Annotated in this window: 22 protein-coding genes; 8 read left to right on the top strand and 14 right to left on the bottom strand. The window is 60.4% G+C overall.

Annotated features, from left to right (window positions below):
* The first annotated feature begins 57 nt into the window (after positions 1-57).
* From HB780_RS20105 to ureG, 4 genes are all read left to right on the top strand, one after another.
* Entirely contained in the window at positions 58-918 is an 861-nt protein-coding gene (locus HB780_RS20105; RefSeq protein WP_183695548.1) for a GGDEF domain-containing protein, read from the top strand.
* A gap of 79 nt (positions 919-997) precedes the next feature.
* The gene (gene ureE, locus HB780_RS20100; protein WP_183695545.1) at positions 998-1,495 is read left to right on the top strand and encodes an urease accessory protein UreE; all 498 of its coding nucleotides are present in this window, start codon (positions 998-1,000) and stop codon (positions 1,493-1,495) included.
* Between the two features lie 21 nt (positions 1,496-1,516).
* Positions 1,517-2,188 carry an urease accessory protein UreF gene (locus HB780_RS20095; RefSeq protein WP_183697288.1) on the top strand — a complete coding sequence of 224 codons (672 nt, stop codon included), beginning with the start codon at positions 1,517-1,519 and terminating at the stop codon, positions 2,186-2,188.
* Positions 2,189-2,294: 106 nt separating this feature from the next.
* Positions 2,295-2,906: an urease accessory protein UreG gene (gene ureG, locus HB780_RS20090; RefSeq protein WP_183695542.1), complete on the top strand. Its 612-nt coding sequence runs from the start codon at positions 2,295-2,297 to the stop codon at positions 2,904-2,906.
* 39 nt (positions 2,907-2,945) lie between these two features.
* Here the strand turns inward: ureG and HB780_RS20085 are convergent, their stop codons facing one another.
* The 7 genes from HB780_RS20085 to HB780_RS20055 all read right to left on the bottom strand — a co-directional run bounded on the left by HB780_RS20085 (position 2,946) and on the right by HB780_RS20055 (position 12,062).
* Entirely contained in the window at positions 2,946-6,275 is a 3,330-nt protein-coding gene (locus HB780_RS20085) for an efflux RND transporter permease subunit (RefSeq protein ID WP_183695540.1), read from the bottom strand.
* Between the two features lie 14 nt (positions 6,276-6,289).
* Entirely contained in the window at positions 6,290-7,480 is a 1,191-nt protein-coding gene (locus HB780_RS20080) for an efflux RND transporter periplasmic adaptor subunit (RefSeq protein ID WP_183695538.1), read from the bottom strand.
* 398 nt (positions 7,481-7,878) lie between these two features.
* Positions 7,879-8,847, bottom strand: a complete 969-nt coding sequence (locus HB780_RS20075; protein WP_183695537.1) for an ABC transporter substrate-binding protein — start codon at positions 8,845-8,847, stop codon at positions 7,879-7,881.
* 58 nt (positions 8,848-8,905) lie between these two features.
* Positions 8,906-10,039 carry an ABC transporter permease gene (locus HB780_RS20070; RefSeq protein WP_183695535.1) on the bottom strand — a complete coding sequence of 378 codons (1,134 nt, stop codon included), beginning with the start codon at positions 10,037-10,039 and terminating at the stop codon, positions 8,906-8,908.
* Positions 10,036-10,923 carry an ABC transporter permease gene (locus HB780_RS20065; RefSeq protein WP_183695533.1) on the bottom strand — a complete coding sequence of 296 codons (888 nt, stop codon included), beginning with the start codon at positions 10,921-10,923 and terminating at the stop codon, positions 10,036-10,038. The genes HB780_RS20070 and HB780_RS20065 overlap by 4 nt, the downstream gene beginning before the upstream one ends.
* A 2-nt stretch (positions 10,924-10,925) precedes the next feature.
* Positions 10,926-11,261 carry a hypothetical protein gene (locus tag HB780_RS20060; RefSeq protein WP_183695531.1) on the bottom strand — a complete coding sequence of 112 codons (336 nt, stop codon included), beginning with the start codon at positions 11,259-11,261 and terminating at the stop codon, positions 10,926-10,928.
* A 9-nt stretch (positions 11,262-11,270) separates the two neighbouring features.
* Positions 11,271-12,062 (bottom strand): ABC transporter ATP-binding protein, encoded by a 792-nt coding sequence (locus HB780_RS20055; protein ID WP_183695529.1) that lies wholly within the window; start codon positions 12,060-12,062, stop codon positions 11,271-11,273.
* A 126-nt stretch (positions 12,063-12,188) separates the two neighbouring features.
* On the opposite strand from HB780_RS20055, the gene HB780_RS20050 reads away from it, so the two are divergent.
* The gene (locus HB780_RS20050) at positions 12,189-12,602 is read left to right on the top strand and encodes a cupin domain-containing protein (protein ID WP_183695527.1); all 414 of its coding nucleotides are present in this window, start codon (positions 12,189-12,191) and stop codon (positions 12,600-12,602) included.
* A 30-nt stretch (positions 12,603-12,632) separates the two neighbouring features.
* Here the strand turns inward: HB780_RS20050 and hydA are convergent, their stop codons facing one another.
* Genes hydA through HB780_RS20035 form a run of 3 tightly spaced genes read right to left on the bottom strand, consistent with a single transcriptional unit; the run spans position 12,633 to position 15,694 of the window.
* The gene (gene hydA / locus HB780_RS20045; protein ID WP_183695525.1) at positions 12,633-14,087 is read right to left on the bottom strand and encodes a dihydropyrimidinase; all 1,455 of its coding nucleotides are present in this window, start codon (positions 14,085-14,087) and stop codon (positions 12,633-12,635) included.
* Positions 14,088-14,099: 12 nt separating this feature from the next.
* Positions 14,100-14,441 carry a barstar family protein gene (locus tag HB780_RS20040; RefSeq protein ID WP_183697286.1) on the bottom strand — a complete coding sequence of 114 codons (342 nt, stop codon included), beginning with the start codon at positions 14,439-14,441 and terminating at the stop codon, positions 14,100-14,102.
* Positions 14,441-15,694, bottom strand: coding sequence for a Zn-dependent hydrolase (locus tag HB780_RS20035; RefSeq protein WP_183695523.1), 1,254 nt, complete (start codon positions 15,692-15,694; stop codon positions 14,441-14,443). Before HB780_RS20035 ends, HB780_RS20040 begins: the two co-directional genes overlap by 1 nt.
* Before the next feature lie 301 nt (positions 15,695-15,995).
* Between HB780_RS20035 and HB780_RS20030 the strand changes: the two genes are divergently transcribed.
* Positions 15,996-16,640 carry a TetR family transcriptional regulator C-terminal domain-containing protein gene (locus tag HB780_RS20030; RefSeq protein ID WP_183695521.1) on the top strand — a complete coding sequence of 215 codons (645 nt, stop codon included), beginning with the start codon at positions 15,996-15,998 and terminating at the stop codon, positions 16,638-16,640.
* 74 nt (positions 16,641-16,714) lie between these two features.
* On the opposite strand, the gene preA is transcribed toward HB780_RS20030, so the two are convergent.
* The 4 genes from preA to HB780_RS20010 form a co-directional block, all read right to left on the bottom strand.
* Positions 16,715-18,028 (bottom strand): NAD-dependent dihydropyrimidine dehydrogenase subunit PreA, encoded by a 1,314-nt coding sequence (gene preA, locus HB780_RS20025; RefSeq protein WP_183695519.1) that lies wholly within the window; start codon positions 18,026-18,028, stop codon positions 16,715-16,717.
* 13 nt (positions 18,029-18,041) lie between these two features.
* Positions 18,042-19,403 (bottom strand): NAD(P)-dependent oxidoreductase, encoded by a 1,362-nt coding sequence (locus HB780_RS20020; RefSeq protein WP_183695517.1) that lies wholly within the window; start codon positions 19,401-19,403, stop codon positions 18,042-18,044.
* A 509-nt stretch (positions 19,404-19,912) separates the two neighbouring features.
* Positions 19,913-20,866 (bottom strand): sensor histidine kinase, encoded by a 954-nt coding sequence (locus HB780_RS20015; protein ID WP_183697283.1) that lies wholly within the window; start codon positions 20,864-20,866, stop codon positions 19,913-19,915.
* A 225-nt stretch (positions 20,867-21,091) separates the two neighbouring features.
* Positions 21,092-21,886 (bottom strand): response regulator, encoded by a 795-nt coding sequence (locus HB780_RS20010; RefSeq protein WP_183695515.1) that lies wholly within the window; start codon positions 21,884-21,886, stop codon positions 21,092-21,094.
* Between the two features lie 266 nt (positions 21,887-22,152).
* Here HB780_RS20010 and HB780_RS20005 point away from each other — a divergent pair, with 266 nt between their 5' ends.
* Both HB780_RS20005 and HB780_RS20000 read left to right on the top strand, forming a co-directional pair.
* Positions 22,153-22,359 carry a NepR family anti-sigma factor gene (locus HB780_RS20005; RefSeq protein ID WP_183695513.1) on the top strand — a complete coding sequence of 69 codons (207 nt, stop codon included), beginning with the start codon at positions 22,153-22,155 and terminating at the stop codon, positions 22,357-22,359.
* Positions 22,360-22,370: 11 nt separating this feature from the next.
* Positions 22,371-22,922, top strand: coding sequence for an RNA polymerase sigma factor (locus HB780_RS20000; RefSeq protein ID WP_047456637.1), 552 nt, complete (start codon positions 22,371-22,373; stop codon positions 22,920-22,922).
* The last annotated feature ends 62 nt before the right edge of the window (positions 22,923-22,984 follow it).

Here is a 22,984-nt window from a genome sequence, read left to right as displayed (position 1 = left end):
AGAGCCTTCACGCCTATCTCACCTCATGGGCACGGTGGGCTGAGGAAGGTGAGTCGCATGAAACAATGGATTTCGCTGCGGGCCGAGCTGGGTGATTTTCAGCGCCGCCGCACGATATACTTTTTCGCGCTGAAGATGAGTTGCACCGCCATCGTTCTGTCCGTCGCCATCATTCTCGTGATGCTGCCGATCGTACAGTGGTTTGGTTTGTTACCGCTGCCGATGCTGGATGCCATCCGTCTCTGCATTCTCCTTGCATCGTTGGTCGGCGGCATTGTTTCCGCCGCGCTGGCGTTGCTGGCCGGCCATGCTATTCACAAGCTTGCCCTCTCCAACGCCGAATTTGAACGGCTGAGCCGCACCGACATGCTGTCCGGCCTGTTGAACCGTCGCGCCTTTACCGAGGCCATGGACGCGGTCCAGGATAATGCCTCGCTGGTGATCTTCGATGTCGACCGGTTCAAGACGATCAACGATCGCTATGGGCACGCCTCGGGAGATGCGGTTATCGTCGCAGTGTCGCAGATCTTTTCCAGCACTTTCGAGGGCGGTGATGTGGTTGCGCGTCTGGGCGGCGAAGAGTTCGGCGTCATCGTCCATGGCTGCGACATGGCTGAGCGTATCGCCCGCATCGAGGACGTGAAGGCGCTGATCGCCGATCACGCCATCGCCGTTGAAGGCGGTGCGGTGAAGATCACTATTTCGGCGGGGGTCGCCGACATTTGGGGACCGCGCAAGAAAGAGGCTACCTATGCCGCCGCTGACAAGGCGCTCTATCTCGCCAAGGCGCTCGGCCGCAATCGTATCGTCCATGAGAGCGAATGGATGAATCATGCCTGGCATCGCTGTTCGACAGGCGAAGAGCGGGGGGCGACGCCGGGTCATGTCGAGCAATATCGATACGGCAACGGGATATAGGTCTGCGAAACCGGCATTGGTCCTTGCGCGGAAAGCGACTATTTTGCATGGTCTGACAAAGCTTTGAATTGGATATGTCATGCAACGCGTCACTTCTTATTTGCCGGCCGGCACCCCTTCCTCCAATCCGATCGATCGCGTCGAGCTGCCGCATGATCTTAGGCATCTGCGCCGCAAGCTGCTGCATCTCGAAAACGGCGAGATGGTCATGCTGGATCTCAAGGAGGCGGTTCTGTTCGCCAATGGCGATCTGCTGGTGCGCGATGATGGCGAACTCATCGAGATCGTTGCCGCCGCGGAAAAGCTGTTCGAGATCAAGCCGCGGAACCGTCTGCATTTGATTGAGCTTGCCTGGCATCTTGGCAACCGGCACCTCCCGGCGCAGATCGAGGACGAACGCATCCTCATCCTGCGCGACCACGTCATCCGCTCCATGCTCGAGGGCCTCGGCGCGACCGTGACGGAGGTCAGCGAGCCCTTCCAGCCGGCACGCGGTGCCTATCATGCGCATGGCGGTCATTCGCACGGTCACGACCATGGGCATGGTCACGATCATCATGACCATTCGCACGACTGAGCGTCGATGACCGAGGCTCCAGTGACAGGCGACCACGATCTACAAGCGCTCTTGCGGCTGATGGCTTGGCTGTCTCCGGCTTTCCCCGTCGGCTCCTTTGCCTATTCCGGCGGCCTTGAGCGCGCCGTGCATGACGGCCTGGTGCGGGACGCGGCAAGTCTGAAGGATTGGATCACGGCGTTGATCCGCCATGGTTCCGCCTGGAACGATGCCGTCCTGCTTGCCGAGGCACATGGCGCGGGCGAGGATGCGGCGCGGTTGGCCGAGGTGACCGAGCTCGCCGAGGCGCTGGCCGGTTCGAAGGAGCGGCACCAAGAAACCATGCTGCTCGGCGAAGCCTTCCTTTCCGCAGCCGTTGCCTGGCCGCATCCGGTCTTTTCAATATTGCCCGCGAAGACAGCCTATCCCGTCGCCGTCGGCGCCGTCGCCCGCGCGCACGGGATATCCGGTGAGCAGGCGCTCGCCGCCTTCCTGCATGGGCTGGCGTCGCAGATGATGTCGGCGGGCATTCGGCTCGGCGTGAGCGGACAGAAGGACGGCGTGGCGATCCTGGCGGCGCTGGAGACTATCGTCGCCGACACGGCGAAACGGGCCGCGCGGTCGAGCCTTGATGATCTCGGCGCCGCGACGGTTCAGGCCGATATTGTAAGCCTTCGTCATGAAACGCAGGGCACGCGCCTCTTTCGTTCATGAGGAAACGGCGCGGCGAAATGTTATACTCGGAGCCATTCCTACGTCATTCGCCGCTGTGCGGCAGGACCGCGCTTCGCTATCCTGATTTTTCATTGGAGTTTTGAGCATGAAATCGAGAAATGGACCTCTGCGCGTCGGGATCGGCGGGCCTGTCGGTTCGGGCAAGACGGCACTGACGGAGAAGCTGTGCAAGGCGATGCGCGATGATTATTCCGTCGCCGTCGTCACCAACGACATCTACACAACCGAGGATGCCGAGGCGCTGGTGCGCATGCAGGCGCTGACCTCGGACCGTATCGTCGGCGTCGAAACGGGCGGCTGCCCGCATACTGCCATTCGCGAGGATGCGACGATCAACCTGCAGGCTATCGCCGGGCTCAACGAGCGGCTTCCCGATCTCGACGTTGTCTTCATCGAATCCGGCGGCGACAATCTGGCGGCGACGTTTTCGCCGGATCTTGCCGACATCACCATCTATGTGATCTCAGTCTGCCAGGGTGAAGAGATTCCGCGCAAGGGCGGTCCGGGGATTACCAAATCCGACCTTCTTGTCATCAACAAGAAGGATCTTGCGCCCTTCGTCGACGTCGATCTCGAGGTCATGGACCGCGATGCGACCCGGATGCGCCAGGCCCGTCCTTTTGTCTTTTCCGACATGAAGCGCGGAGAGGGCGTCGGAACGATCGTCGACTTCCTGAAGGAACAGGGCGGTCTTTAAACCGCCCTGCCACCTGTTATTTCTACCCTCAGCCGGCCGCTATTCGGCGGCGAAGGGTGGCAGCTTCAGGATATTCGTCCTTGCCGATGTGCTGCCATGTTGTGGCGCGTCCTTGTGCTCCACGGCATCGAGGCGCTCTTCCAACAAGGTCAGCGATTTGCGGTTCTCGTTGACGGCGACGGCCAGGCTTTCCTTGGTCAGAACCTCGTCGTCCGTATCCCTCTTGCCGACGAGACGGCCAAAGAGCCAGGCCAGCAGGCGCGACAGATCGTCCATGATCAGGAAGAAGGACGGCACGACTACAAGGCTGAGCACGGTGGAGACGATGATGCCGCCGATCACCGCGATTGCCATCGGCGCGCGGAACGAACCGCCTTCGCCGACGCCGAGCGCGGATGGCAACATGCCGGCGGACATGGCGATCGAGGTCATGATGATCGGTCGGGCACGCTTGCGGCCGGCCTCGACCACGGCCTCCAGCCTCGGCATGCCGTGGTGCATCATCTCGATGGCGAAATCGACCAGCAGAATGGCGTTCTTGGTAACGATGCCCATCAGCATCAGAATGCCGATCATAACGGGCATCGACAGGGCATTGCCGGTCATGATCAGCGCCAGCGCCACGCCGCCGATCGCCAGAGGCAGCGACAGCAGGATCGTGAACGGCTGGATCACATCCTTGAACAGCAGGATCAACACCGTCAGCACCAGCAACAGGCCCATGAGCATGGCGTTGCCGAAGCTTGTCTGCATCTCCTTCTGGATCTTGGTATCACCGCTTTCCGCCAGATGGACGCTGGTCGGAATCTGAGCATTCTTGACGATGTCGAGGAAGTGGCTCGAAGCGGTATCCAGCGCCACGCCTTGCGGCAGGTCCGCGCCGATCGCGACGACGCGATAGCGGTTGTTGCGCTTGATCGATGACAGACCTTCCGAATAGTCGATATCGGCCACGCTCGACATTGGCACCGTGGCGCCAGTGGCGGTCTTGATGCGCAATGCCCGGATCGAGGCGAGGTCGCGGCGCAGGCCGAGCGAGGCCTGCACGCGGATCGGGATCTGGCGGTCATCAAGCGAGATCTTGGCGAGCGAGGCGTCGATATCGCCGATGGTTGCGACGCGCACCGTATCGGAAATCATCTGCGGCGTGATGCCGAGGCGAGCGGCCTCGTCCTTGCGCGGATAGATCTGCAGCTCCGGCCGGGGCAGGGCGCCGTCGGCGCTGACATTGGCAAGCGCCGGATCGCTGCGCAGCCTGGCTTCGAGAATGCCGACGGCCTGGTTCAGATCCTTCTCGTTGCGGGAGAGGAAGTTGTAGGCCAGATCGCGTTCCCCGCGGTCGTTGAGCTTGGTGATACGGACGTCGGGAAGCGAACGCAGCTTGGCGAAGACTTCCTTTTCTATATCCCATTGCGGGCGCTCGCGGCCATGAACGGTCACTTTCGGCAGGTAGGGGCCGATGACCGGCAAGGAGCCGAGCACATCGTTGACCAGCTTCTTGACGAGCGACTGGTCGAGCTTTCCGAGCGTCAGCGTAATCGTTGCGCGGCGCAGTTCCAGATCGCCCTTGGGCGAGGCGCCGCCGAGGACAAAGACGCTTTCAACGCCCTTGATGTCCTTGACGCGTTTGTAAATTTCATTGGTCGCGTGCTCGGTGTCGTCGAGCCGGGCATTGGGCGGCAGCTCTGCCGACAGCACGATACGGGAAGCATCTTCAGGGGGGATGAAGCTGCCGGGCACGTACATGATTAGAGCGAAGACGGAGGCGATGGAGAATGCGAAGGCCGCGAGGAGGGTCGGGTAGCGCGTATACCATTTCCTCGTCGTCAGCCGAACCAGCCAGCTATAGCCACGCATGAACCGGCCGTCATTGTCGTGATGGTCGTCAACCGCGTCTTCTGGGCGCATCAGATAGGCGGCCATCATCGGCGTGATCAGTCGCGCGACAAGTAGCGAGAAGAACACCGAGAAGGCGACCGTCAGGCCGAACTGGATGAAATACTGGCCGGGAATGCCCGGCATGAAGGAGACCGGAACGAAGACGGCGATGATGGTGAAGGTGGTGGCGATGACGGCGAGGCCGATCTCGTCAGCAGCTTCGATCGCGGCGCGATACGGCGTCTTGCCCATCTTGATATGGCGGGCGATGTTCTCGATCTCGACGATGGCGTCGTCGACGAGGATACCGGTCGCGAGCGTCAGCGCCAGGAAGCTGACGAGGTTCAGCGAAAAGCCGATCTGGTTCATGACCCAGAAGGTCGGGATCGCCGAGAGCGGCAGTGCCACGGCCGAGATCAGTGTCGCTCGCCAGTTCTTGAGGAACAGGAAGACGACGATGATGGCCAGCAGCGCGCCTTCAAGCAGCGTGTGCATGGCGGCTTCATAGTTGCCGTAGGTATAGTAGACGGAGTCGTCGATCAGCTCGATGGAGACATTCGGGTTTTCTGCGCGCACCTTGTTCAGCGTGTCGCCCACGGTCTTGGCGACGGTCACTTCGCTAGCGCCCTTGGCGCGGAATACACCGAAGGTGACGACGGGCGCGCTGTTGAAGCGCGAGAAGGACTTCGGCTCCTGATAGGTGTCCTTGATGACACCGAGAGCGGAGAGCTTGACGAAGCGGCCGTTGGTCAGGGCGATCGTGGTGTCGGCAAGCTGGGCGACCTCGCGGGCGTCGCCAAGGACGCGGATCGCCTGTTCGCTGCCCGCTACCTGGCCGCGGCCGGAGCCGAGATCAATATTGGTGCCGCGCAGTTGCTGGCTGACCGAAAGCGCGGTTATGCCATAGGCATTCAGCTTGTTCGGATCGAGCTCGATGCGTACTTCGCGGTCGGCGCCGCCGTAGCGATCGACGCGGCCGATGCCGGACTGGCCCTGCAGGGCGCGCTTCACGACATCGTCAACGAACCAGGACATTTCCTCGAGCGTCATGTTCGGCGAGGATACGGCGAAGCTCTGGATCGCCTGTCCCTCTACGTCGACCTTGGAGACGATCGGTTCGTCGATGGTGGACGGCAGGTTGCCGCGAATGCGGTCGATCGCGTCCTTCGTATCCTGAACGGCCTGTGGCGTTGGCACTTCGAGGCGGAAAACCACGACGGTCTGCGACTGGCCGTCTGTGACGGTCGATTGAATCTCGTCGATGCCGTTGATGCTGGCGACGGCGTCTTCGATCTCCTTCGTCACCTGCATTTCAAGTTCGGCGGGCGATGCGCCGCTCTGCGTCACGGTCACGTTGACGACCGGCACGTCGATATTCGGGAAACGGGTAATCGGCAGATTGAAGAAGGCGTGTGCTCCTACCACCATCAGCAGGAAAAAGCCCAGGAGCGGCGCGACGGGATTTCGGATGGACCAGGCGGAAAAGTTCATCTTGCCGTTCTCGCTCAGTTGGACGCTTGCGGCGCTTGTTTGACGGGCGTGATATGGTCGCCATCGCGGACATAGGCGCCGGCCTTGGCCACGACTTCCTCGCCATCCTGCAGGCCCTTGACGATCTCGACATAGGCGCCGTCCTGGATGCCGGTTTCGACATTGACGAACTTGACCACGCCGCTCTCGACCTTGCGGGCGGAGGAGCCATTCTCGTCGCTGTTGACGGCGGTCAAAGGCAGGGCGACGCCCTGGGTCTCGCGGATGACGATCTCGGCGCTGCCGTACATGCCGGCGCGAGCCTTGTCGCCATCATCGATGGAAATGTGAACCGCGCCGAGGCGGGTCACCGCATCGACGACCGGGGAAACCAGACGTACCGAGCCCGAAAGCTTCTCGCGGTTGCCGGAAAGCGAAATCAACGCCTTCTGGCCGATATTGATCTTGGTGATGTCGCTTTCGGAAACGTCGACCACAAGCTCGAGCTTGCTGTCGCGGATGATGGTGAACAGTGGGTCGCTGCTACCGTTGGCGATGGCGCCGACGCGAGCGTTGCGGGAGGCGACGGTGCCGGCCACAGGGGTCTTGATGCCGGTGCGGGCGAGTTTCAGATCGGCATCGGCGATCTGGCTGTCGGTAACCTTGAGATCGGCTTCGGCAACGGCGATGGCCTGTTCGGCCGAGGCTACGCGCGCCTTGTTGGCGGCCGCCGTCGCGTTTGCCTGCTCGACTGAGGACGTCGAGACGGTGCCCTTGGCGCCCATGGAGACGGCGCGCAGGCGCTGCAATTCCGACTCTTCGGCGTTGGCGTGAGCTTCGGTGAGCTGCGCGCGCAACTGTGCAAGCGTTGCCTGCCCCTTGGCTTTCGTCGCTGCCATCTGGCTCTTCTGCAGGATCAACGCGTCATCGTTCAGCGTGGCGAGCGTGCCGTCCGCCTCAACCTTGTCGCCGACATCGGCGTTGAGCGATCGGACCGACAGACCATCCACCTGCGGCTGGATATAGACCTCTTCCACGGCTTTCACCGTGCCGGTGGCGACCACCTTGTCGACCAGCTTTCGCGTTTGCGCCTGCGTGACGACGATGGCCGGCAGGTTCTGTTTCGGGGCGGTCACGGCAGGCTCTTCGGCGAAGGCCACAGGTGCCGATAGCAGGGCAAGCAGGATTGTGGTCGTGCTCAGAAATCTATGCGGCGTGAGGGCCATGCGTCCGGTTCCAGTTCGGCATTTTGGGTAAAGGGGATTTCGCTGTTTCCGTCGCGAACACGGGGGATCTATACATGCGGGCCGGCTTCGTCCGGCGGATCAACATCCGTCTGTCATGCCAGAAGGTCCCTCATCCTCAACTCGTCCCATTAAATGGGAGCGATTTCCAAATCCCGCAAGATTACGAGAAAATCATTCCTGTCGCAGGGTAATTCTAGAGTGGGCAACGCTATGAATCAATCACGGCAATGTGATGTTCGCATTCAGATACTTGATCGATGCCTGGCTTTTCATGCAAGCGCGAGAATAAAGCCAGCTTTTTGTGGTGGTTGTTACAAAATGAAAAGAACGCGCGAGGGATGGACCTCGCGCGTTCTGTCAATTTGGGGATGCCGGAACTATTTCAGCGCGGCGTCAGTGATTTCGTGTGTGTAAGCGCCGGTTGGCTTCTTGTTGATGATCTTCTGGTCGAGCAGGGCTTCGACGGTGCGCTCATAGAGCTTGGTGTCGAGCTTGCCGCTGCCGATCAGCTTTGCGACTTCGCCCATCATGCGCTTCTGGTGGTTTTCGTCCTGGCCGCCATTGTCCATGACGATTTCGGCGGCTTCATCCGGATGCGCTACGGCGTATTTCCAGCCCTTCAGCGAAGCGCGGACGAACTTGACCATGTCGGCCTTGAACTTCGCGTCCTTGAGCTTGTCCTCGTTGACATAGAGGCCGTCTTCGAGAAGGTCGATACCGAGCTTGGAGTAGTTGAAGACGGTGAGGTCTTCCGCCTTGAAGCCGGCATCGATCGCCTGCCAGTATTCATTGTAGGTCATAACCGAGATGCAGTCGGCCTGCTTCTGGACGAGCGGCTGAACGTCGAAGCTCTGCTTCAGGACGGTGACGCCATCCTTGCCGCCATCGGTCTTCAGGCCAAGCTTGTTCATCCAGGCGAAGAAGGGATATTCGTTGCCGAAGAACCAGACGCCGAGCGTATGACCCTTGAAATCCTTCTCTGTCTTGACCGGGCCGTCCTTCGGGCAGATCAGCTCGAGGCCGGACTTTTCGAAGGGCTGGGCGATGTTGATCAGTGGCACGCCCTTCTCGCGGGCAACCAGAGCGCCGCCCATCCAGTCGACGATGACATCGGCGCCCCCGCCGGCGATCACCTGTTCCGGCGCAATGTCCGGGCCGCCCGGCTTGATGTCGACATCGAGGCCTTCTTCCTTGTAGAAGCCCTTGTCCTTGGCGACGAAATAGCCGCCGAACTGGCCCTGTGCCACCCATTTCAGCTGCAGCGTCACCTTGTCGGCGGCATTTGCGCTCTGAGCCATGCTCAGGGCCATGGCGCTCGCCATCAATGTAAGCATCAGTCTTTTCATGTTCTTCACCCTTTTTCCCTCTGAAGTTATGCCCTGATCCCTTGCCCGGGATCTTAGTCTACGTCTGCCCACCACGGATAGACGGATGCCAGAACGTCGTCATTCGCTCCAGAATGGCGACGATGCCGTAGAAGACGGATCCCGCGATCGCCGCGACCGCGATTTCCGCCCAGACCATGTCGAGATTCAACCGACCGTTTTCGGTCGAGATGCGGAAGCCCATACCCGACATGGGTGTACCAAAGAACTCCGCCACGATGGCACCGATCATGGCCAAGGTCGAGTTGATCTTTAGCGCATTGAAAATAAAGGGGGCGGCTGCCGGCAGACGCAGTTTGAACAGTGTCTGCCAATAGCTCGACGCATAGGTGCGCATGAGATCGCGCTCCATGTTGCCGGCGGCGGCAAGGCCGGCGACGGTGTTCACCAGCATCGGGAAGAAGGTCATGATAACGACGACGGCGGCCTTGGACTGCCAGTCGAACCCGAACCACATGACCATGATCGGCGCGACGCCGATGATCGGCAGCGCCGAGACGAAATTGCCGATCGGCCGCAGGCCGCGGCGCAGGAAGGCGAAACGGTCGGCGAGGATCGCGACGACGAAGCCGCTGCCGCAGCCGATGATGTAGCCGATCAATACCGATTTGAAGATGGTCTGCTGCACATCGGTCCAGAGGATCGAAAGCGAGCTGGCAATCCTCGCTCCGATGGCGCTGGGCGGCGGCAGGAGGATGAAGGGGACGCCGGCCCCACGCGTCACGGCTTCCCAGAAGATCAGGATCCAGGCGCCGAAGATCGCGGGGATCAATAGCCGCAGCAGATAGCTGCCGGCGGTCGAAGGCAGCCGGATGGTCGACAGGATGGAGACGCAACGCCAGGCAAGCAGCCAGGCAGCGGCGATCAGGATGAAGAAAGACGCAAGCGCCTTGCCGTCATTGCCCGATATTCCGGCGAGCAACAGCCAGGCGGCTGCGTGCGCGGAAAAGAAGAGGATCGCCGCGCCGAGGGGGGCGGACAGGTTCATGAACGAGAAAGCGGCCGAGGCGGCAATGAGAATGAAAATGACGAAAGTGGTTCCGCTGCTGAAGGGTGCGGCGGCATCAGCGGCGAGCAGCGGCAGCGCCGGGAGTGCTGCAAGGCAGAGAAGAACGCAGAGCATGCCCTGCCACGAGAAATGTAGGTTCTTCATGCCGGACGACCTCCCATCGCACGGTCGACGATACGCGCCGCGATGCCGACGACGGCAATCAACACAGCGGCCAGCAGCGAGCCAGCGACGAGCGCCGCCCATATGTCGATCGTCAGGCTTTGATAAGAGCCGGCCAGCAGTTTGGCTCCGATGCCTGCGACCGCGCCGGTTGGCAGTTCACCAACGATCGTTCCGGTCAGGCTCGCTGCTATTGCGACTTTCATCGAGGTGAAAAGGAACGGGACCGATGCGGGCATGCGCAGTTTCCAGAAGGTCTGCATGGCGCTGGCATTATAGGTACGCATCAGGTCGAGGTGCATGGTTTCCGGCGATCGCAATCCCTTGACCATGCCAACGGCGACGGGGAAGAAGGAGAGGTAGGTCGAGACCAGCGCCTTGGGAATAAGGCCGGTAAGACCGATCGAACCCAATACGACGATGACCATCGGCGCGATCGCCAGGATGGGTATGGTCTGCGATGCGATGATCCAGGGCATGAGGCTGCGATCGAGCGCGACCACATGCACAATGCCAACGGCAAAGAGGATGCCGAGCACGGTGCCGAAGGCGAAGCCGACAGCGGTGGGGGCAAGCGTTACCCAGGCATTGTAGATGAGGCTGCGGTTGCTGGTCGGCGCTCTGAGAAAGGTGTTCTCGAAGACGTTCTGTGCCACCTGATGCGGTGCCGGAAGGATCGGCTTCGGCTGGGCCATCGTCTTGCCGATAAACTCCATCGTCGTCGGGGTGACATTGGCGCGCCGGTCTAGATCGCGCTGGAACGGCGCGTTGAGGACGACGGCGAAGACGTACCAGAGTACGAGGATCGCCAGCACGATGGTCGCAACCGGCAGGAACCTGTGCTTGAAAAACTGTTCCTTCTCCATGCTCACGCTCTCCCTTGCGCGGGAAACAGCATCAGCGCCATCGCCACGATACCGAGCCCGACGCCGGCCAGTTGCGGCAGGCTGAGCCGCTCGCCGAAGACGAAGAAGGCGACGATGTTGACGACCACGAGCTGAGCGATGGAGGAGGCTGATATCGCCAACCCCAGCCCGCCCTCGCGCATCAGCCGGACCATCATCAGATTGCCGATGCAATAGAGAACGAGCGCCAGGATGAGGATCAAAATGTTGCTGTTGGCGATATAGGTCCGCGAGGCGGTTGCCCCGGCGATGAAGATCGCCATGGAGCCGGCGAGCCAGAGGAGGAATTGCGGGTTCATGATGTGATCCTACTCCTCATAGCTATGCCCCGCTCTCAGCCCTTCGCGGACACGATGGGCGATCTCCAGGAATTCGGGGGTTTCGCGAATGTCGAGCGGGCGTTCCAGCGGCAGCGTGGATTCGATCACGTCGGTGACGCGGCCGGGGCGGGGCGACATGACGACGATCTTGGTGGAAAGATAGACCGCCTCCGGGATGGAGTGGGTCACGAAACAGATGGTCTTGTTCGTGCGCTTCCAGAGCTTCAGGAGCTGTTCGTTGAGATGGTCGCGGACGATCTCGTCGAGCGCGCCGAAGGGCTCGTCCATCAGGAGCAGGTCGGCGTCGAAGGCGAGCGCGCGTGCAATCGATGCGCGTTGCTGCATGCCGCCCGAAAGCTGCCAGGGGAATTTCTTCTCAAAACCGGTGAGATTGACCAGATCCAGCGTCTGGGCGATGCGCTTGGCCTGTTCTTCCCTGGCATAGCCCATGATCTCCAGCGGCAAGGCGATGTTCTTCTCGATGGTGCGCCAGGGATAAAGGGCGGGCGCCTGAAAGACATAGCCATAGGCACGCGCCTTGCGCGCCTCGTCCGGTGCCATGCCGTTGACGGTGATGTCGCCGGAGGTCTTGCGCTCGAGATCGGCGATGACGCGCAGGAAGGTGGTCTTGCCGCAGCCGGACGGTCCGATGAAAGAGACGAAATCGCCCTTGCGGACCTCAAGATCGACATTGCTCAGCGCATGCACCGGCCCGTCATTGGTCTCGTAGGTGAGACAGAGGTTCCGCGCGGAGACGACGGAGGAAGCGGACGACGTCATTAACACCTGCCAGTCATGTTTTCGCCGCGCAGTGGGGGCGGGGATTGCTTGTTAACCTGTTCGGCATTGCTGTAGCTTTGGAAGACGAGGGCGCCGTGCGGCTGCCTGATCCAGAGGAGCAATGCCATGAGTGCGTCATCGAAGCCCACCTGTCGTGTCGTGCGGCCCGGCAGCACCTATGCCGGAAAGCAGGGCTTCAGCTATTTCGAGGGGATTGCCGCTGAGACAGTCGGCTCGACAGGCATCTGCATGCATCTTCTGACCATCCCGCCGGGAGGCCGCGCCAAGGCGCACCTGCATGCCACGCATGAGACGGCGATCTACGCGCTGTCCGGCGAGACGCATTGCTGGTTCGGAGATCAACTGGAAGAGCATGTTATCGTTCGCGAGGGCGAGATGTTCTACATTCCGGCCGGCGTGCCGCATTTGCCGGCCAATCTCAGCGACCGGCCGGCGACGGCCATCATCGCTCGCACCGACCAGAACGAGCAGGAAAGCGTTGTCCTGCTGCCGGATCTGGAGCGGCTGGTGCCGCTTTGAGCTAATAGGCCGAAATGTCGGAGCCAAGCGTTACACCCCGCTTGCGGGGATGCCGCTGCGCTGGACCTTGCGCGGCGCGGTGACGTCCTTCCAGGTCGAAAGCGCCCGGTTGGCGGCGGTGAAAGGCTCGCGCTTGACGAATTCGCCGTGGCCCTGCTGCGTCTTGATCGTGCCTTCCTCGATGGCGACTACGCCGCGGGTCAAGGTGTAGCGCGGCAGGCCGGTCACTTCCTTGCCCTCGAAGACATTGTAGTCGATCGCCGACTGCTGTGTCTTGGCGGCAATGGTCTTCGAGCGCTTCGGATCCCAGACGACGATATCGGCATCAGCGCCGACGAGGATCGCGCCCTTCTTCGGATAGCAGTTGAGGATCTTGGCGATGTTGGTCGACGTCACCGCCACGAATTCGTTCATGGTCAGGCGGCCGGTGTTGACGCCATAGGTCCAGAGCATCGGCATGCGGTCTTCCAGGCCGCCGGTGCCGTTCGGGATCTTGGTGAAATCACCGAGGCCGAAACGCTTCTGTTCGGTGGTGAAGGCGCAATGGTCGGTGGCGACCACCTGCAGCGAGCCAGAGGCAAGGCCGGCCCAGAGGCTGTCCTGATGCTGCTTGTTGCGGAAGGGCGGTGACATGACGCGGCGGGCGGCATGGTCCCAATCGGCATTGGCATATTCGGTTTCGTCCAGCGTCAGGTGCTGGATCAGCGGCTCACCATAGACGCGCATGCCCTTTTGGCGGGCGCGGCGGATGGCTTCGTGGGCCTGTTCGCAGGAGGTATGGACGATATAGACGGGCGAGCCGGCCATGTCGGCGATCATGATGGCGCGGTTCGTCGCTTCGCCCTCGACTTCGGCGGGGCGGGAATAGGCATGCGCCTCCGGACCGTTATTGCCCTCAGCGAGCAGCTTCGCCTGCATCTGTGCCACCACGTCGCCGTTTTCGGCATGGACGAGCGGCAACGCGCCAAGCTCGGCGCAGCGCTGGAAGGAGGAGAACATCTCGTCGTCATCCACCATGAGGGCGCCCTTATAGGCCATGAAGTGTTTGAAGGTGTTGATGCCCTTGTCGCGGACGATGGCCTCCATCTCGTTGAAGACCTGCTCGCCCCACCATGTGATCGCCATATGGAAGGAATAGTCGCAGTTCGCACGCGTCGACTTGTTGTCCCACATGGTCAGCGCCTCGAGCAGCGACTGGCCGGGTGAGGGGAGCGCAAAATCCACCACCATCGTCGTACCGCCGGCCAAGGCCGCCCGTGTACCGCTCTCGAAATCGTCGGAGGAGTAGGTGCCCATGAACGGCATTTCGAGATGCGTATGCGGATCGATGCCGCCCGGCATGACATAGCAGCCGGTGGCGTCGAGCACCTCGTTGCCGGACAGGTTCTGCCCGATCTCGACGATCTTCCCGCCTTCGATCTTGACGTCGGCCTTGTAGGTCAGGTCGGCCGTGACGATGGTTCCACCCTTGATGACTGTGCTCATGCCTTGTTCCCTTCAGTCGTAAAACGCTAACGCTATCAGCGGATCTCTTCCCTGTTGCAGTTCACGCCAATTCACGAAAGCAGCGCATTCAAGCAAATTGATCCATTGTTCAGGTCCATTTTCTTTGAAGTATCTGTAGTTATTTATTTTTATCGTTAGAATCTTGCCGGCTTGGACCGCGAGACTCGTCATTTGCTCTCCGGGAGCACTTAAGCAACTCATACAGTCGATCCAAGCGTCCATGTTTTGACCATAGAAACTTGGAAAGCCAAACGTCGCTGCGAACTCCTTGTGAAAATTATCATGACCAATGAGTTGCTTGCCGTCCAATTCGATCACGGCAACCGCTTCCATCACGCCACGATCTCCGCCGTCTCGACGACCGCGTGGAACAGGACATCGGCGCCGGCCGCCGCCCATTCCTTGGAAATCTCTTCGGCCTCGTTGTGCGATAGGCCGCCGACGCAGGGGCACATGACCATGGTGGCGGGTGCTACCTTGGCGGCCCAGCAGGCGTCGTGGCCGGCGCCGGAGATGATGTTCATGTGGCTGTAGCCGAGCCTCTCGGCGGCATTGCGCACGGCGGTCACCAGCTTCGGATCGAACGTCACCGGCTCGAAATGACCGATGGCCTCGACGGAGTAGCCGACGCCGAGGGCATCGCAGATCTTGGGTGCTTCGGCCTCGATCTTGGCGCGCATGCGATCAAGCTTGTCCTTGTCGGGCGTGCGGATATCGACGGTGAAGACCACCTTGCCGGGTAGCACATTGCGGGAGTTCGGCGAGAAGGAAACCTGGCCGACGCCGCCGACGGCGCCCGGCTGGTTTTCCATCGCCACGCCCTGCACCATCTCGATGATCCGCGACATGGCAAGCCCGGCATTGACGCGCATGTTCATCGGTGTCGAGCCGGTATGCGCTTCCTTGCCCGTCAGCGTGAATTCCAGCCACCACAGGCCCTGACAGTGCGTGACGACGCCAATCGTCTTTTCCTCGGCCTCGAGGATCGGACCCTGCTCGATGTGATATTCGAAATAGGCGTGCATCTTGCGGGCGCCGACCTCCTCGTCGCCGAGCCAGCCGATGCGCTTCAGCTCCTCGCCATAGGTCTTGCCATCCGGATCCTTGCGGCCATAGGCATAATCCAGCGTATGCATGCCGGCAAAGACGCCGGAGGCGAGCATGGCGGGGGCGAAGCGCGCGCCTTCCTCGTTGGCCCAGTTGGTGACCACGATCGGATGCTTGGTCTTGATGCCGAGATCGTTCATCGTACGCACGACTTCGAGGGCACCGAGCACGCCGAGCACGCCGTCATACTTGCCACCGGTCGGCTGGGTGTCGAGATGCGAGCCGACATAGATCGGCAGTGCGTCCGGATCGGTACCGGCGCGGGTGGCGAACATCGTGCCCATCTTGTCGACGCCGACTTTCATGCCGGCGTCTTCGCACCATGTCCTGAAAAGGCTGCGGCCTTCGGCGTCGGCATCGGTCAGCGTCTGACGATTATTGCCGCCGGCAATGCCGGGGCCGATTTTCGCCATCTCCATCAATGCGTCCCAAAGGCGATCGCCGTTGATACGCATGTTTTCTCCTGGCGCTGCCACCATGATGCAATCCTCACCTGTTTGTCCTGTGGCATGCAAGGCGCATGCCCAATTGTTCCCGATGGTCATTGCCAGAGCGTTTGCTTGTTTTTCTTGCCCCGGAAAATCGCCGGTTGCCTTTGTAAGACATCTGACAGATAATTTGACCGACTGGTAAACATTACAACTTCCGTGGCGGCGCTCAAGACGAAAAGCGCGAAAATTCCCGATAAAATTTCAGGCAATTGCCCAAATCTACAGCGCGGGCAGGGTGCAATGAGAACTTGGCCGAAAGGCTTGGATTTCAAGGAGAAATAGAGCAGACATGGCCATCCCCAGAGCCGCCAGGACGCAGCGCCGCACCCGCATCCAGGAAGAAAAAGAGGAAGTGATACTCGAAGCCGCGCTGGATGTTTTTTCAGTGAATGGCTTTCGCGGCTCGACCATCGACCAGATCGCCGAAGTGGCCGGCATGTCGAAGCCCAATCTGCTCTATTATTTCCGCACGAAGGAAGCCATCCACCGGGCGCTGATCGATCGGGTGCTGTTCACCTGGCTGGAGCCGTTGCGTGCTTTCGATGCCAATGGCAATCCCGAAAGCGAGATCCGCTCCTATATTCGCCGCAAGCTCGAAATGGCCCGCGACTTCCCGCGCGAAAGCCGCCTGTTTGCCAACGAGATGCTGCAGGGAGCGCCGCATATCGAAGACGAGCTTCGCGGCCCGCTGAAGAGCCTTGTCGACGAAAAGGCCGAGGTCATCCGCACCTGGGCCAAGGCCGGCAAGATCGCCAAATGCGATCCCTATCACCTGATCTTCTCCATCTGGTCGACGACGCAGCATTATGCGGATTTCGATGTTCAGGTGCGCGCCGTGCTCGGGCAGGAACATTCGGGCGAGGGGCGCTTCGAGGATGCGGCGCGCTATCTGGAAAAACTCTTCGTCGACGGGCTCGGTATTCGGCGGCCTTAGTCGCGACCTAAGCCCTCAGCCTTCGCACTTATATCAACACCAGTGCGAAGGCCGATCTCTAGAGAATAACCGTATTACTCAGCCGCCTGCTGCGCCATCGGGTTGTTCGGATGGGTCGTCCAGTTGGCGTAGTTCGGGTCGACGATCTTGCCGGTGCGCTTGTCGAGGCTGCCGGCCGGCAGTTCCTCCATGGTGATGCAGTTTTCCACCGGACAGACGCTGACGCAGAGATTGCAGCCGACGCATTCCTCGTCCATCACCTCGAAATGCCTGGCGCCGTCGACCATGTTGGTGATCGCCTGATGTGAGGTATCCTCGCAGGCGATGTAGCAGCGGCCGCACTTGATGCAGGCATCCTGGTCGATCTTGGCCTTGGCGATGTAGTTGAGGTTGAGGTACTGCCAGTCTGAGACATTCGGCACGGCGCGGCCGATGATGTCGTCGAGATTGCGGTGGCCCTTTTCATCCATCCAGTCGGAGAGGCCGGTGATCATTTCCTGGACGATCTTGAAGCCGTAGGTCATCGCCGCCGTGCAGACCTGCACATTGCCGGAGCCGAGCGCCAGGAATTCGGCCGCGTCACGCCAGGTGGTGATGCCGCCGATGCCGGAGATAGGCAGGCCGTAGGTTTCCGGATCGCGGGCGATCTCGGCCACCATGTTGAGCGCGATCGGCTTGACCGCCGGGCCACAATAGCCGCCATGGCTACCCTTGCCGCCGACCGTCGGGTTCGGGGCGAAATTGTCGAGATCGACGGAGACGATCGAGTTGATCGTGTTGATCAGCGACACGGCATCGGTACCGCCGGCCTTGGCGGCGCGGGCGGGCTTGCGGATATCAGAGATATTCGGCGTCAGCTTGGTGATGACGGGCATGCGGGTATATTGCTTGCACCAGCGCACGACCATTTCGATATATTCCGGCACCTGTCCGACCGCAGCACCCATGCCGCGTTCCGACATGCCGTGCGGACAGCCGAAATTGAGCTCTATGCCGTCTGCGCCGGTTTCCTCCACCAGCGGCAGGATGGCCTTCCAGGCATCCTCGACGCAGGGAACCATGATCGAGGCGATGAGCGCGCGATCTGGCCAGTTCATCTTCACCTGCTTCATTTCGCGCAGGTTGGTGTAGAGGTCGCGGTCGGTAATCAGCTCGATATTGTTCAAGCCGAGCAGGCGGCGGTCGGCGCCCCAGATCGCACCGTAGCGCGGGCCGTTGACGTTGACGACCGGCGGGCCTTCTTCACCCAGCGTCTTCCAGACGACGCCGCCCCAGCCGGCCTTGAAGGCGCGCTCGACATTGTAGGCCTTGTCGGTCGGCGGCGCGGAGGCGAGCCAGAACGGGTTAGGGGATTTGATGCCGACGAAATTATTGCGGAGATCAGCCATATCGATTTCTCCTTCAAGCGACGGCGGCGTTCGGCTGCACAGAGGCAGCGAGCGCGTGGTTGATGGATTCGGCCGCGTCACGGCCCTGAGCGACGGCGGAAACCGTCAGGTCGTCGCCGCCGAGCACGCAGTCGCCACCGGCCCAGACATGCTCGAGCGATGTGCGGCCTTCGCTGTCGATGGCGATGCGGCCGGCTTCCATGCGCAATGCGCCGAGGCCCGATGCCTCGAAGGTCTGGCCGATCGCCTTGAAGATCTGGTCGGCGGCGATGATGCCGATATCGCCGGTGCCGGTCAGCTTGCCGTCGCGCAGTTCGGTGTATTCCACCTCGATGCCGGCGACCTTGCCGTCCTTGTCGACAATGCGCTTCGGCGCCAGCCAGTGGCGGATCATGACGCCCTTGGAGGCGGCGAGATCCTGTTCATATTCTGAAGCATTCATATGCTCCTTGCCGCGGCGATAACAGATCGTCACCTCTTCGGCGCCGAGCAGCTTTGCCTGTACGGCGGCGTCGATCGCGGTCATGCCGCCGCCGAGAACGACGACGCGGCGGCCGATGGCGATATCCGCCTTGTCGCTCGCCTGACGCAGATCGGCGATATAGGCGACAGCATCGGCGACGCCGTCGAGATCCTCGCCTTCAGCGCGCAGCGCGTTGACGCCGGCAAGGCCGAGGCCGAGGAAGACGGCATCATATTGCGAAGACAGATCAGCGAGGCTGAAATCGCGGCCGAGTGCCTGGCCGTTCTTTACCTCGATACCGCCGATCGACAGCACATAGTCGACTTCCTTCTGCGCGAAATCGTCGACCGCCTTATAGGTGGCGATGCCATATTCGTTGAGGCCGCCGGCCTTTTCGCGGGCATCGAAGATCACGACCTCGTGGCCATTCACTGCTAGGCGATGGGCGCAGGCAAGGCCGGCAGGACCGGCGCCGACGACGGCGATCTTCTTGCCGGTCGACGCGGCGCGGGCATAGAACTGCTTGTTCTCCGCCATGGCTATATCGGTCGCGTAGCGCTGCAGGCGGCCGATCTCGACCGGGCGCTCTTCGGCAGTATTGCGCACGCAATCCTGCTCGCAGAGCTGTTCGGTGGGACAGACGCGGGCGCACATGCCGCCCAGGATATTCTGGTCGAAGATCGTCTTGGCCGAGCCAATCGGATTTCCCGTCGAGATCTGGCGGATGAACAGCGGAATGTCGATGGAGGTGGGACAAGCCGTCATGCACGGCGCGTCGTAGCAGAAATAACAGCGGTCGGCAGCGACCAGCGCCTCGTGGTCGTTCAGGCGCGGATGAAGATCGGAAAAGTTCGCATCATATTCGGCAGGCGTGAGCCGGCCTTTATGAATCCCAGTTTCCAGTCGTCCCATTGAAGTTCCCTCTTATAGTAAACGGCTAGTGGAACAAACGGTAACTCAGGATAAAAAATTTATCAAACGGTAAAATTTTGGATTTCGTTTTTGTGGAAATAGAAATTTTCGTCTCTACCGCACGGCGCTGAACACGGTCTGGAGATTTCTACTAAAGGTATGTTTTGTATTTTATATTCTTGAGTTTCCGATCGGTGAAAGATCCAAAACTTAACTGTAATAATCCAGAATTATGAGGGAGTTCTCAAAGCATGCGACGGCTGTCGTTGGCGCTCCGTTGATAAGGGCGGCAGATGCATGGGAAAAAAATGAAATTTTTTTGAGAAAGATGGGAACCAAGGCGCGGCATCGTCGTTATCTGATTGTCCTGGTGATGAGCGCATCAATTGATGTACGCCCCCAACATAGTCACCGGGCATCTACTCACGGTCCCCTCCCGATGAGTGAAAAGCAGCCAGTGCGCCGCCCTCGCACTGGCTGTTTTCGTGTGCGATCCGCATGCGCGCCGCTCAACGGCGACGAAGGATCTCGTATTCGGTTTCCGGGATGGTCAGGCGATAGCCGATGCTGTCATCGCCGATGGAGAAATCGGCGCGGCCGTTCATCGAGCTCGGCACCACGCGCTCGAGCACGGTGCGGCTGAAGCTGTTGTCCTCGAATTCATGATCGGCCGGGAAATAGAAGCGTTCCGACCATGTCACCTCGATCGCCTTCTTGCCGTCGAGCTCGGCTTCCTTGCAGTTCAGCGTGATGCTGGTGGCGCCGGCCGAAATGGCGCCGTGCGATGCGGAGTTGACGATCAGCTCGTGCAGGGCAAGGCCGAGATGCACGGCGGCATTCGGCGTCAGATGGGCGTTGATCCCGTAGATCGGCATGGGCACGCCGGCATCGGGCCAGTAGGGGGCGAATTGCTTCTCGGCGAGTTCGAACAAATAGGCGCCGCGCCAGCTGGAATCGGTGATCAGGTCCTGCGAGTTCGACAGCGATTGCAGGCGGCCGCGGAACTTGATCAGGAAATTGTCGATCGACAGCGTATGGCGGGCCGTTTGCGTGGCAATGCCCTGAATGATCGCCAGCAGGTTCTTGGAGCGATGCGACAGCTCGCGCAGCAGCGATTTCAGGACTTTCTCGCGGTGGCGGGTCTCGGTGACCTCGGAGATGACGGAGAGCAGACCCTGGGGCTTGCGTCCGCCTATGCGCTCGATCTTCAGCTCGTAGATGCGCACGCCGTCTCCGGTTGGAAGTTCTACTTCCGCGCTGGCGGGCTTTCCGCTTTCCATCACGCCGCGCTTCAGCTGCAGCAAATGCGAACCATCTTTTTCGCCGAAGAGATGAAGATCGGTGCCGCCAATGATCAGGGATGGTTTCAGGTGGTCGGGCAGGTTTTCGGCGTATCGGATCGCAAGAGTGGTATCCTGAAAGAGGATCGAGATGCCGGCGCTTCCGAGCGCCCGCTCCATCATGGCGGCCTTGCCTTCAAAACTCAAAGGCGCGCCGGATAATGGTTCAGTCGTACTCACCGGTTTGCCTTTCACTCAAATTTCGAGAACCCCGCCGACAGGGCATTCTCAGCCGGAGGAACTCGGTCCGGTCTATACAATCACTCGCCATAACAGTCGGTAAAGCGTCCCTTAGCAGCCGGAACGTTCGGTTGCCATATTTGTTCCGCGACAAGGTGTCGAATCGAGTCAGGCGGCCACCTTTGTGGTTTCGTTGAAGAAAAGCGCCTGGCTGATCAGGGCTTTCACCATGTCTGGATTGAACGGCTTGGTGACAAGGAAGGTCGGTTCGGGGCGTTCGCCGGTCAGCAAACGTTCCGGGAAGGCTGTAATGAAGATGACCGGGATGTTCGATGTCTTGAGGATCTCGTTGACGGCGTCGATGCCGGAGCTGCCGTCGGCCAGCTGAATGTCGGCAAGCACCATGCTGGGCTTGGTGGCATTGTGCAGGGCTACAGCCTCCGCATGGGTGCGGGCGATACCGGTGACGCGATGCCCGAGGCTTTCCACCATCTGCTCGATATCCATCGCGATCAGCGGCTCATCCTCGATGATCATGATATCGGTGGCGACCTGGCGCGAAATTTCTTGCGATGCCTTGTCGAGCAGGCTCATGGCTTCGGTTTCGGATACTTCGAGAATATTGGCGATCTCGCCGAGGCGGAAGTTTTCGACGGAGGCCAGAAGGAAGGCCTGACGGGCGACCGGCGACACTTTTGCAAGGTTTACCGAGGCGCGCTGCTCCCAGGCATAGGGCGAGGTCGGTTCGGGAATCTGGATCGCCGTCGTTCCGAATAGCTTGGTAAACAGCTTATAAAGAGCGACGCGGTCGTTGGATGTTTCCGGAAAGATGGAGATATCACTGATGATCGCCTCGAGGACCGCTGCGACATAGGCATCGCCCGAAGTCTGTGTCCCGGTCAGCGCGCGGGAGTAGCGGCGCAAATATGCAAGATGTGGGGCAATGCGTGTAGAAAGTGTCATTAATGGCTCCCGCCTTTTAATCAATTCCTAATTGAAACACAGCCTCCAAGCTGCAATGATAAAGAAACTCCAGTTTGGTAAAAAAGTTCCTCTGCCACGGAACTTTTTTTAGGCAATGGCATTACCCTGCCAACGTGTAGCAGGTTTCATCGTCCTCCGATTTCGGATTGAAGCGGACGCGAGCGAGGCAGGCTGGTCATCCGGACCAGGGCATATAGGCGCACCCGACCCATGAACGCGAGAAAATGCGGAAGCGAGCAGGCTAAATGACCATCCAAAATCAAGAGGAAGCGGACCGTAACCGCGCTGATTTGCGCGCTGCCGATATCCTTGATCCCAACAATCAGATCGGTAACCGGCTGCGCTCCTTTTACGCTGCAGTGCAGGAAGAGGCTATCCCCGATCGCTTTCTCGATCTGCTTGAGAAGCTGGATCAGGTCGAACGTTTGGCTTCCTCAAAAGTCTCCGAGTAAGGGGAAGCATCATGGAACAGCAACCGAGCTTCAAGCGCGAACTCCTGGCTGCCCTGCCAAGCCTGCGTGCCTTTGCCATCTCCCTTACTGGCCGCCACGACCGCGCCGATGACCTCGTGCAAGACACGATCATGAAGGCCTGGGCGAAGCAGGACCATTTCGAGATGGGCACCAACATGAAGGCCTGGCTCTTCACCATCCTGCGTAACGAGCTTTACAGCCAGATGCGCAAGAGTGGCCGCGAGGTACAGGACAGCGACGGCTTCTTCACCGAATCGATGGCGACGCATCCTTCCCAATATGGTGCACTCGACCTGCAGGATTTTCGCAAGGCGCTGGATCAGCTTCCACCTGATCAGCGTGAAGCCATCATTCTCGTTGGCGCCTCCGGTTTTTCCTATGAGGAGGCCGCCGAGATCTGTGGTTGTGCTGTCGGCACCATCAAGAGCCGCGTCAATCGCGCCCGCCAGCGCCTGCAGGAAGTACTGCAGATTACCGGCGAGGCCGATTTTGGCCCCGACGCCACCTCCGCGCCGTTGACCTCGAAGGCGTTTGCTTTCTGAGATTGCAAGAAGCCCGCACAATCACTCATGATGGTGCGGGCTGATTACTGATGCGTTCGCGC

It is taken from the genome of Rhizobium lusitanum (assembly GCF_014189535.1).
Classification (GTDB): Bacteria; Pseudomonadota; Alphaproteobacteria; order Rhizobiales; family Rhizobiaceae; genus Rhizobium; species Rhizobium lusitanum_C.
Note: the sequence above shows the minus strand (reverse complement) of the source record. Positions and strands in the feature narration are given on the sequence as shown.

What these genes read in the sequence shown, in the direction of transcription:
- HB780_RS20105 (WP_183695548.1), top strand. Translation starts at nt 58, where the DNA reads ATGAAACAATGGATTTCGCTGCGGGCCGAGCTGGGTGATTTTCAGCGC.
- ureE (WP_183695545.1), top strand. Translation starts at nt 998, where the DNA reads ATGCAACGCGTCACTTCTTATTTGCCGGCCGGCACCCCTTCCTCCAAT.
- ureG (WP_183695542.1), top strand. Translation starts at nt 2,295, where the DNA reads ATGAAATCGAGAAATGGACCTCTGCGCGTCGGGATCGGCGGGCCTGTC.
- HB780_RS20085 (WP_183695540.1), bottom strand. Translation starts at nt 6,275, where the DNA reads ATGAACTTTTCCGCCTGGTCCATCCGAAATCCCGTCGCGCCGCTCCTG.
- HB780_RS20080 (WP_183695538.1), bottom strand. Translation starts at nt 7,480, where the DNA reads ATGGCCCTCACGCCGCATAGATTTCTGAGCACGACCACAATCCTGCTT.
- HB780_RS20075 (WP_183695537.1), bottom strand. Translation starts at nt 8,847, where the DNA reads ATGAAAAGACTGATGCTTACATTGATGGCGAGCGCCATGGCCCTGAGC.
- HB780_RS20070 (WP_183695535.1), bottom strand. Translation starts at nt 10,039, where the DNA reads ATGAAGAACCTACATTTCTCGTGGCAGGGCATGCTCTGCGTTCTTCTC.
- HB780_RS20065 (WP_183695533.1), bottom strand. Translation starts at nt 10,923, where the DNA reads ATGGAGAAGGAACAGTTTTTCAAGCACAGGTTCCTGCCGGTTGCGACC.
- HB780_RS20060 (WP_183695531.1), bottom strand. Translation starts at nt 11,261, where the DNA reads ATGAACCCGCAATTCCTCCTCTGGCTCGCCGGCTCCATGGCGATCTTC.
- HB780_RS20055 (WP_183695529.1), bottom strand. Translation starts at nt 12,062, where the DNA reads ATGACGTCGTCCGCTTCCTCCGTCGTCTCCGCGCGGAACCTCTGTCTC.
- HB780_RS20050 (WP_183695527.1), top strand. Translation starts at nt 12,189, where the DNA reads ATGAGTGCGTCATCGAAGCCCACCTGTCGTGTCGTGCGGCCCGGCAGC.
- hydA (WP_183695525.1), bottom strand. Translation starts at nt 14,087, where the DNA reads ATGAGCACAGTCATCAAGGGTGGAACCATCGTCACGGCCGACCTGACC.
- HB780_RS20040 (WP_183697286.1), bottom strand. Translation starts at nt 14,441, where the DNA reads ATGGAAGCGGTTGCCGTGATCGAATTGGACGGCAAGCAACTCATTGGT.
- HB780_RS20035 (WP_183695523.1), bottom strand. Translation starts at nt 15,694, where the DNA reads ATGGTGGCAGCGCCAGGAGAAAACATGCGTATCAACGGCGATCGCCTT.
- HB780_RS20030 (WP_183695521.1), top strand. Translation starts at nt 15,996, where the DNA reads ATGGCCATCCCCAGAGCCGCCAGGACGCAGCGCCGCACCCGCATCCAG.
- preA (WP_183695519.1), bottom strand. Translation starts at nt 18,028, where the DNA reads ATGGCTGATCTCCGCAATAATTTCGTCGGCATCAAATCCCCTAACCCG.
- HB780_RS20020 (WP_183695517.1), bottom strand. Translation starts at nt 19,403, where the DNA reads ATGGGACGACTGGAAACTGGGATTCATAAAGGCCGGCTCACGCCTGCC.
- HB780_RS20015 (WP_183697283.1), bottom strand. Translation starts at nt 20,866, where the DNA reads ATGATGGAGCGGGCGCTCGGAAGCGCCGGCATCTCGATCCTCTTTCAG.
- HB780_RS20010 (WP_183695515.1), bottom strand. Translation starts at nt 21,886, where the DNA reads ATGACACTTTCTACACGCATTGCCCCACATCTTGCATATTTGCGCCGC.
- HB780_RS20005 (WP_183695513.1), top strand. Translation starts at nt 22,153, where the DNA reads ATGACCATCCAAAATCAAGAGGAAGCGGACCGTAACCGCGCTGATTTG.
- HB780_RS20000 (WP_047456637.1), top strand. Translation starts at nt 22,371, where the DNA reads ATGGAACAGCAACCGAGCTTCAAGCGCGAACTCCTGGCTGCCCTGCCA.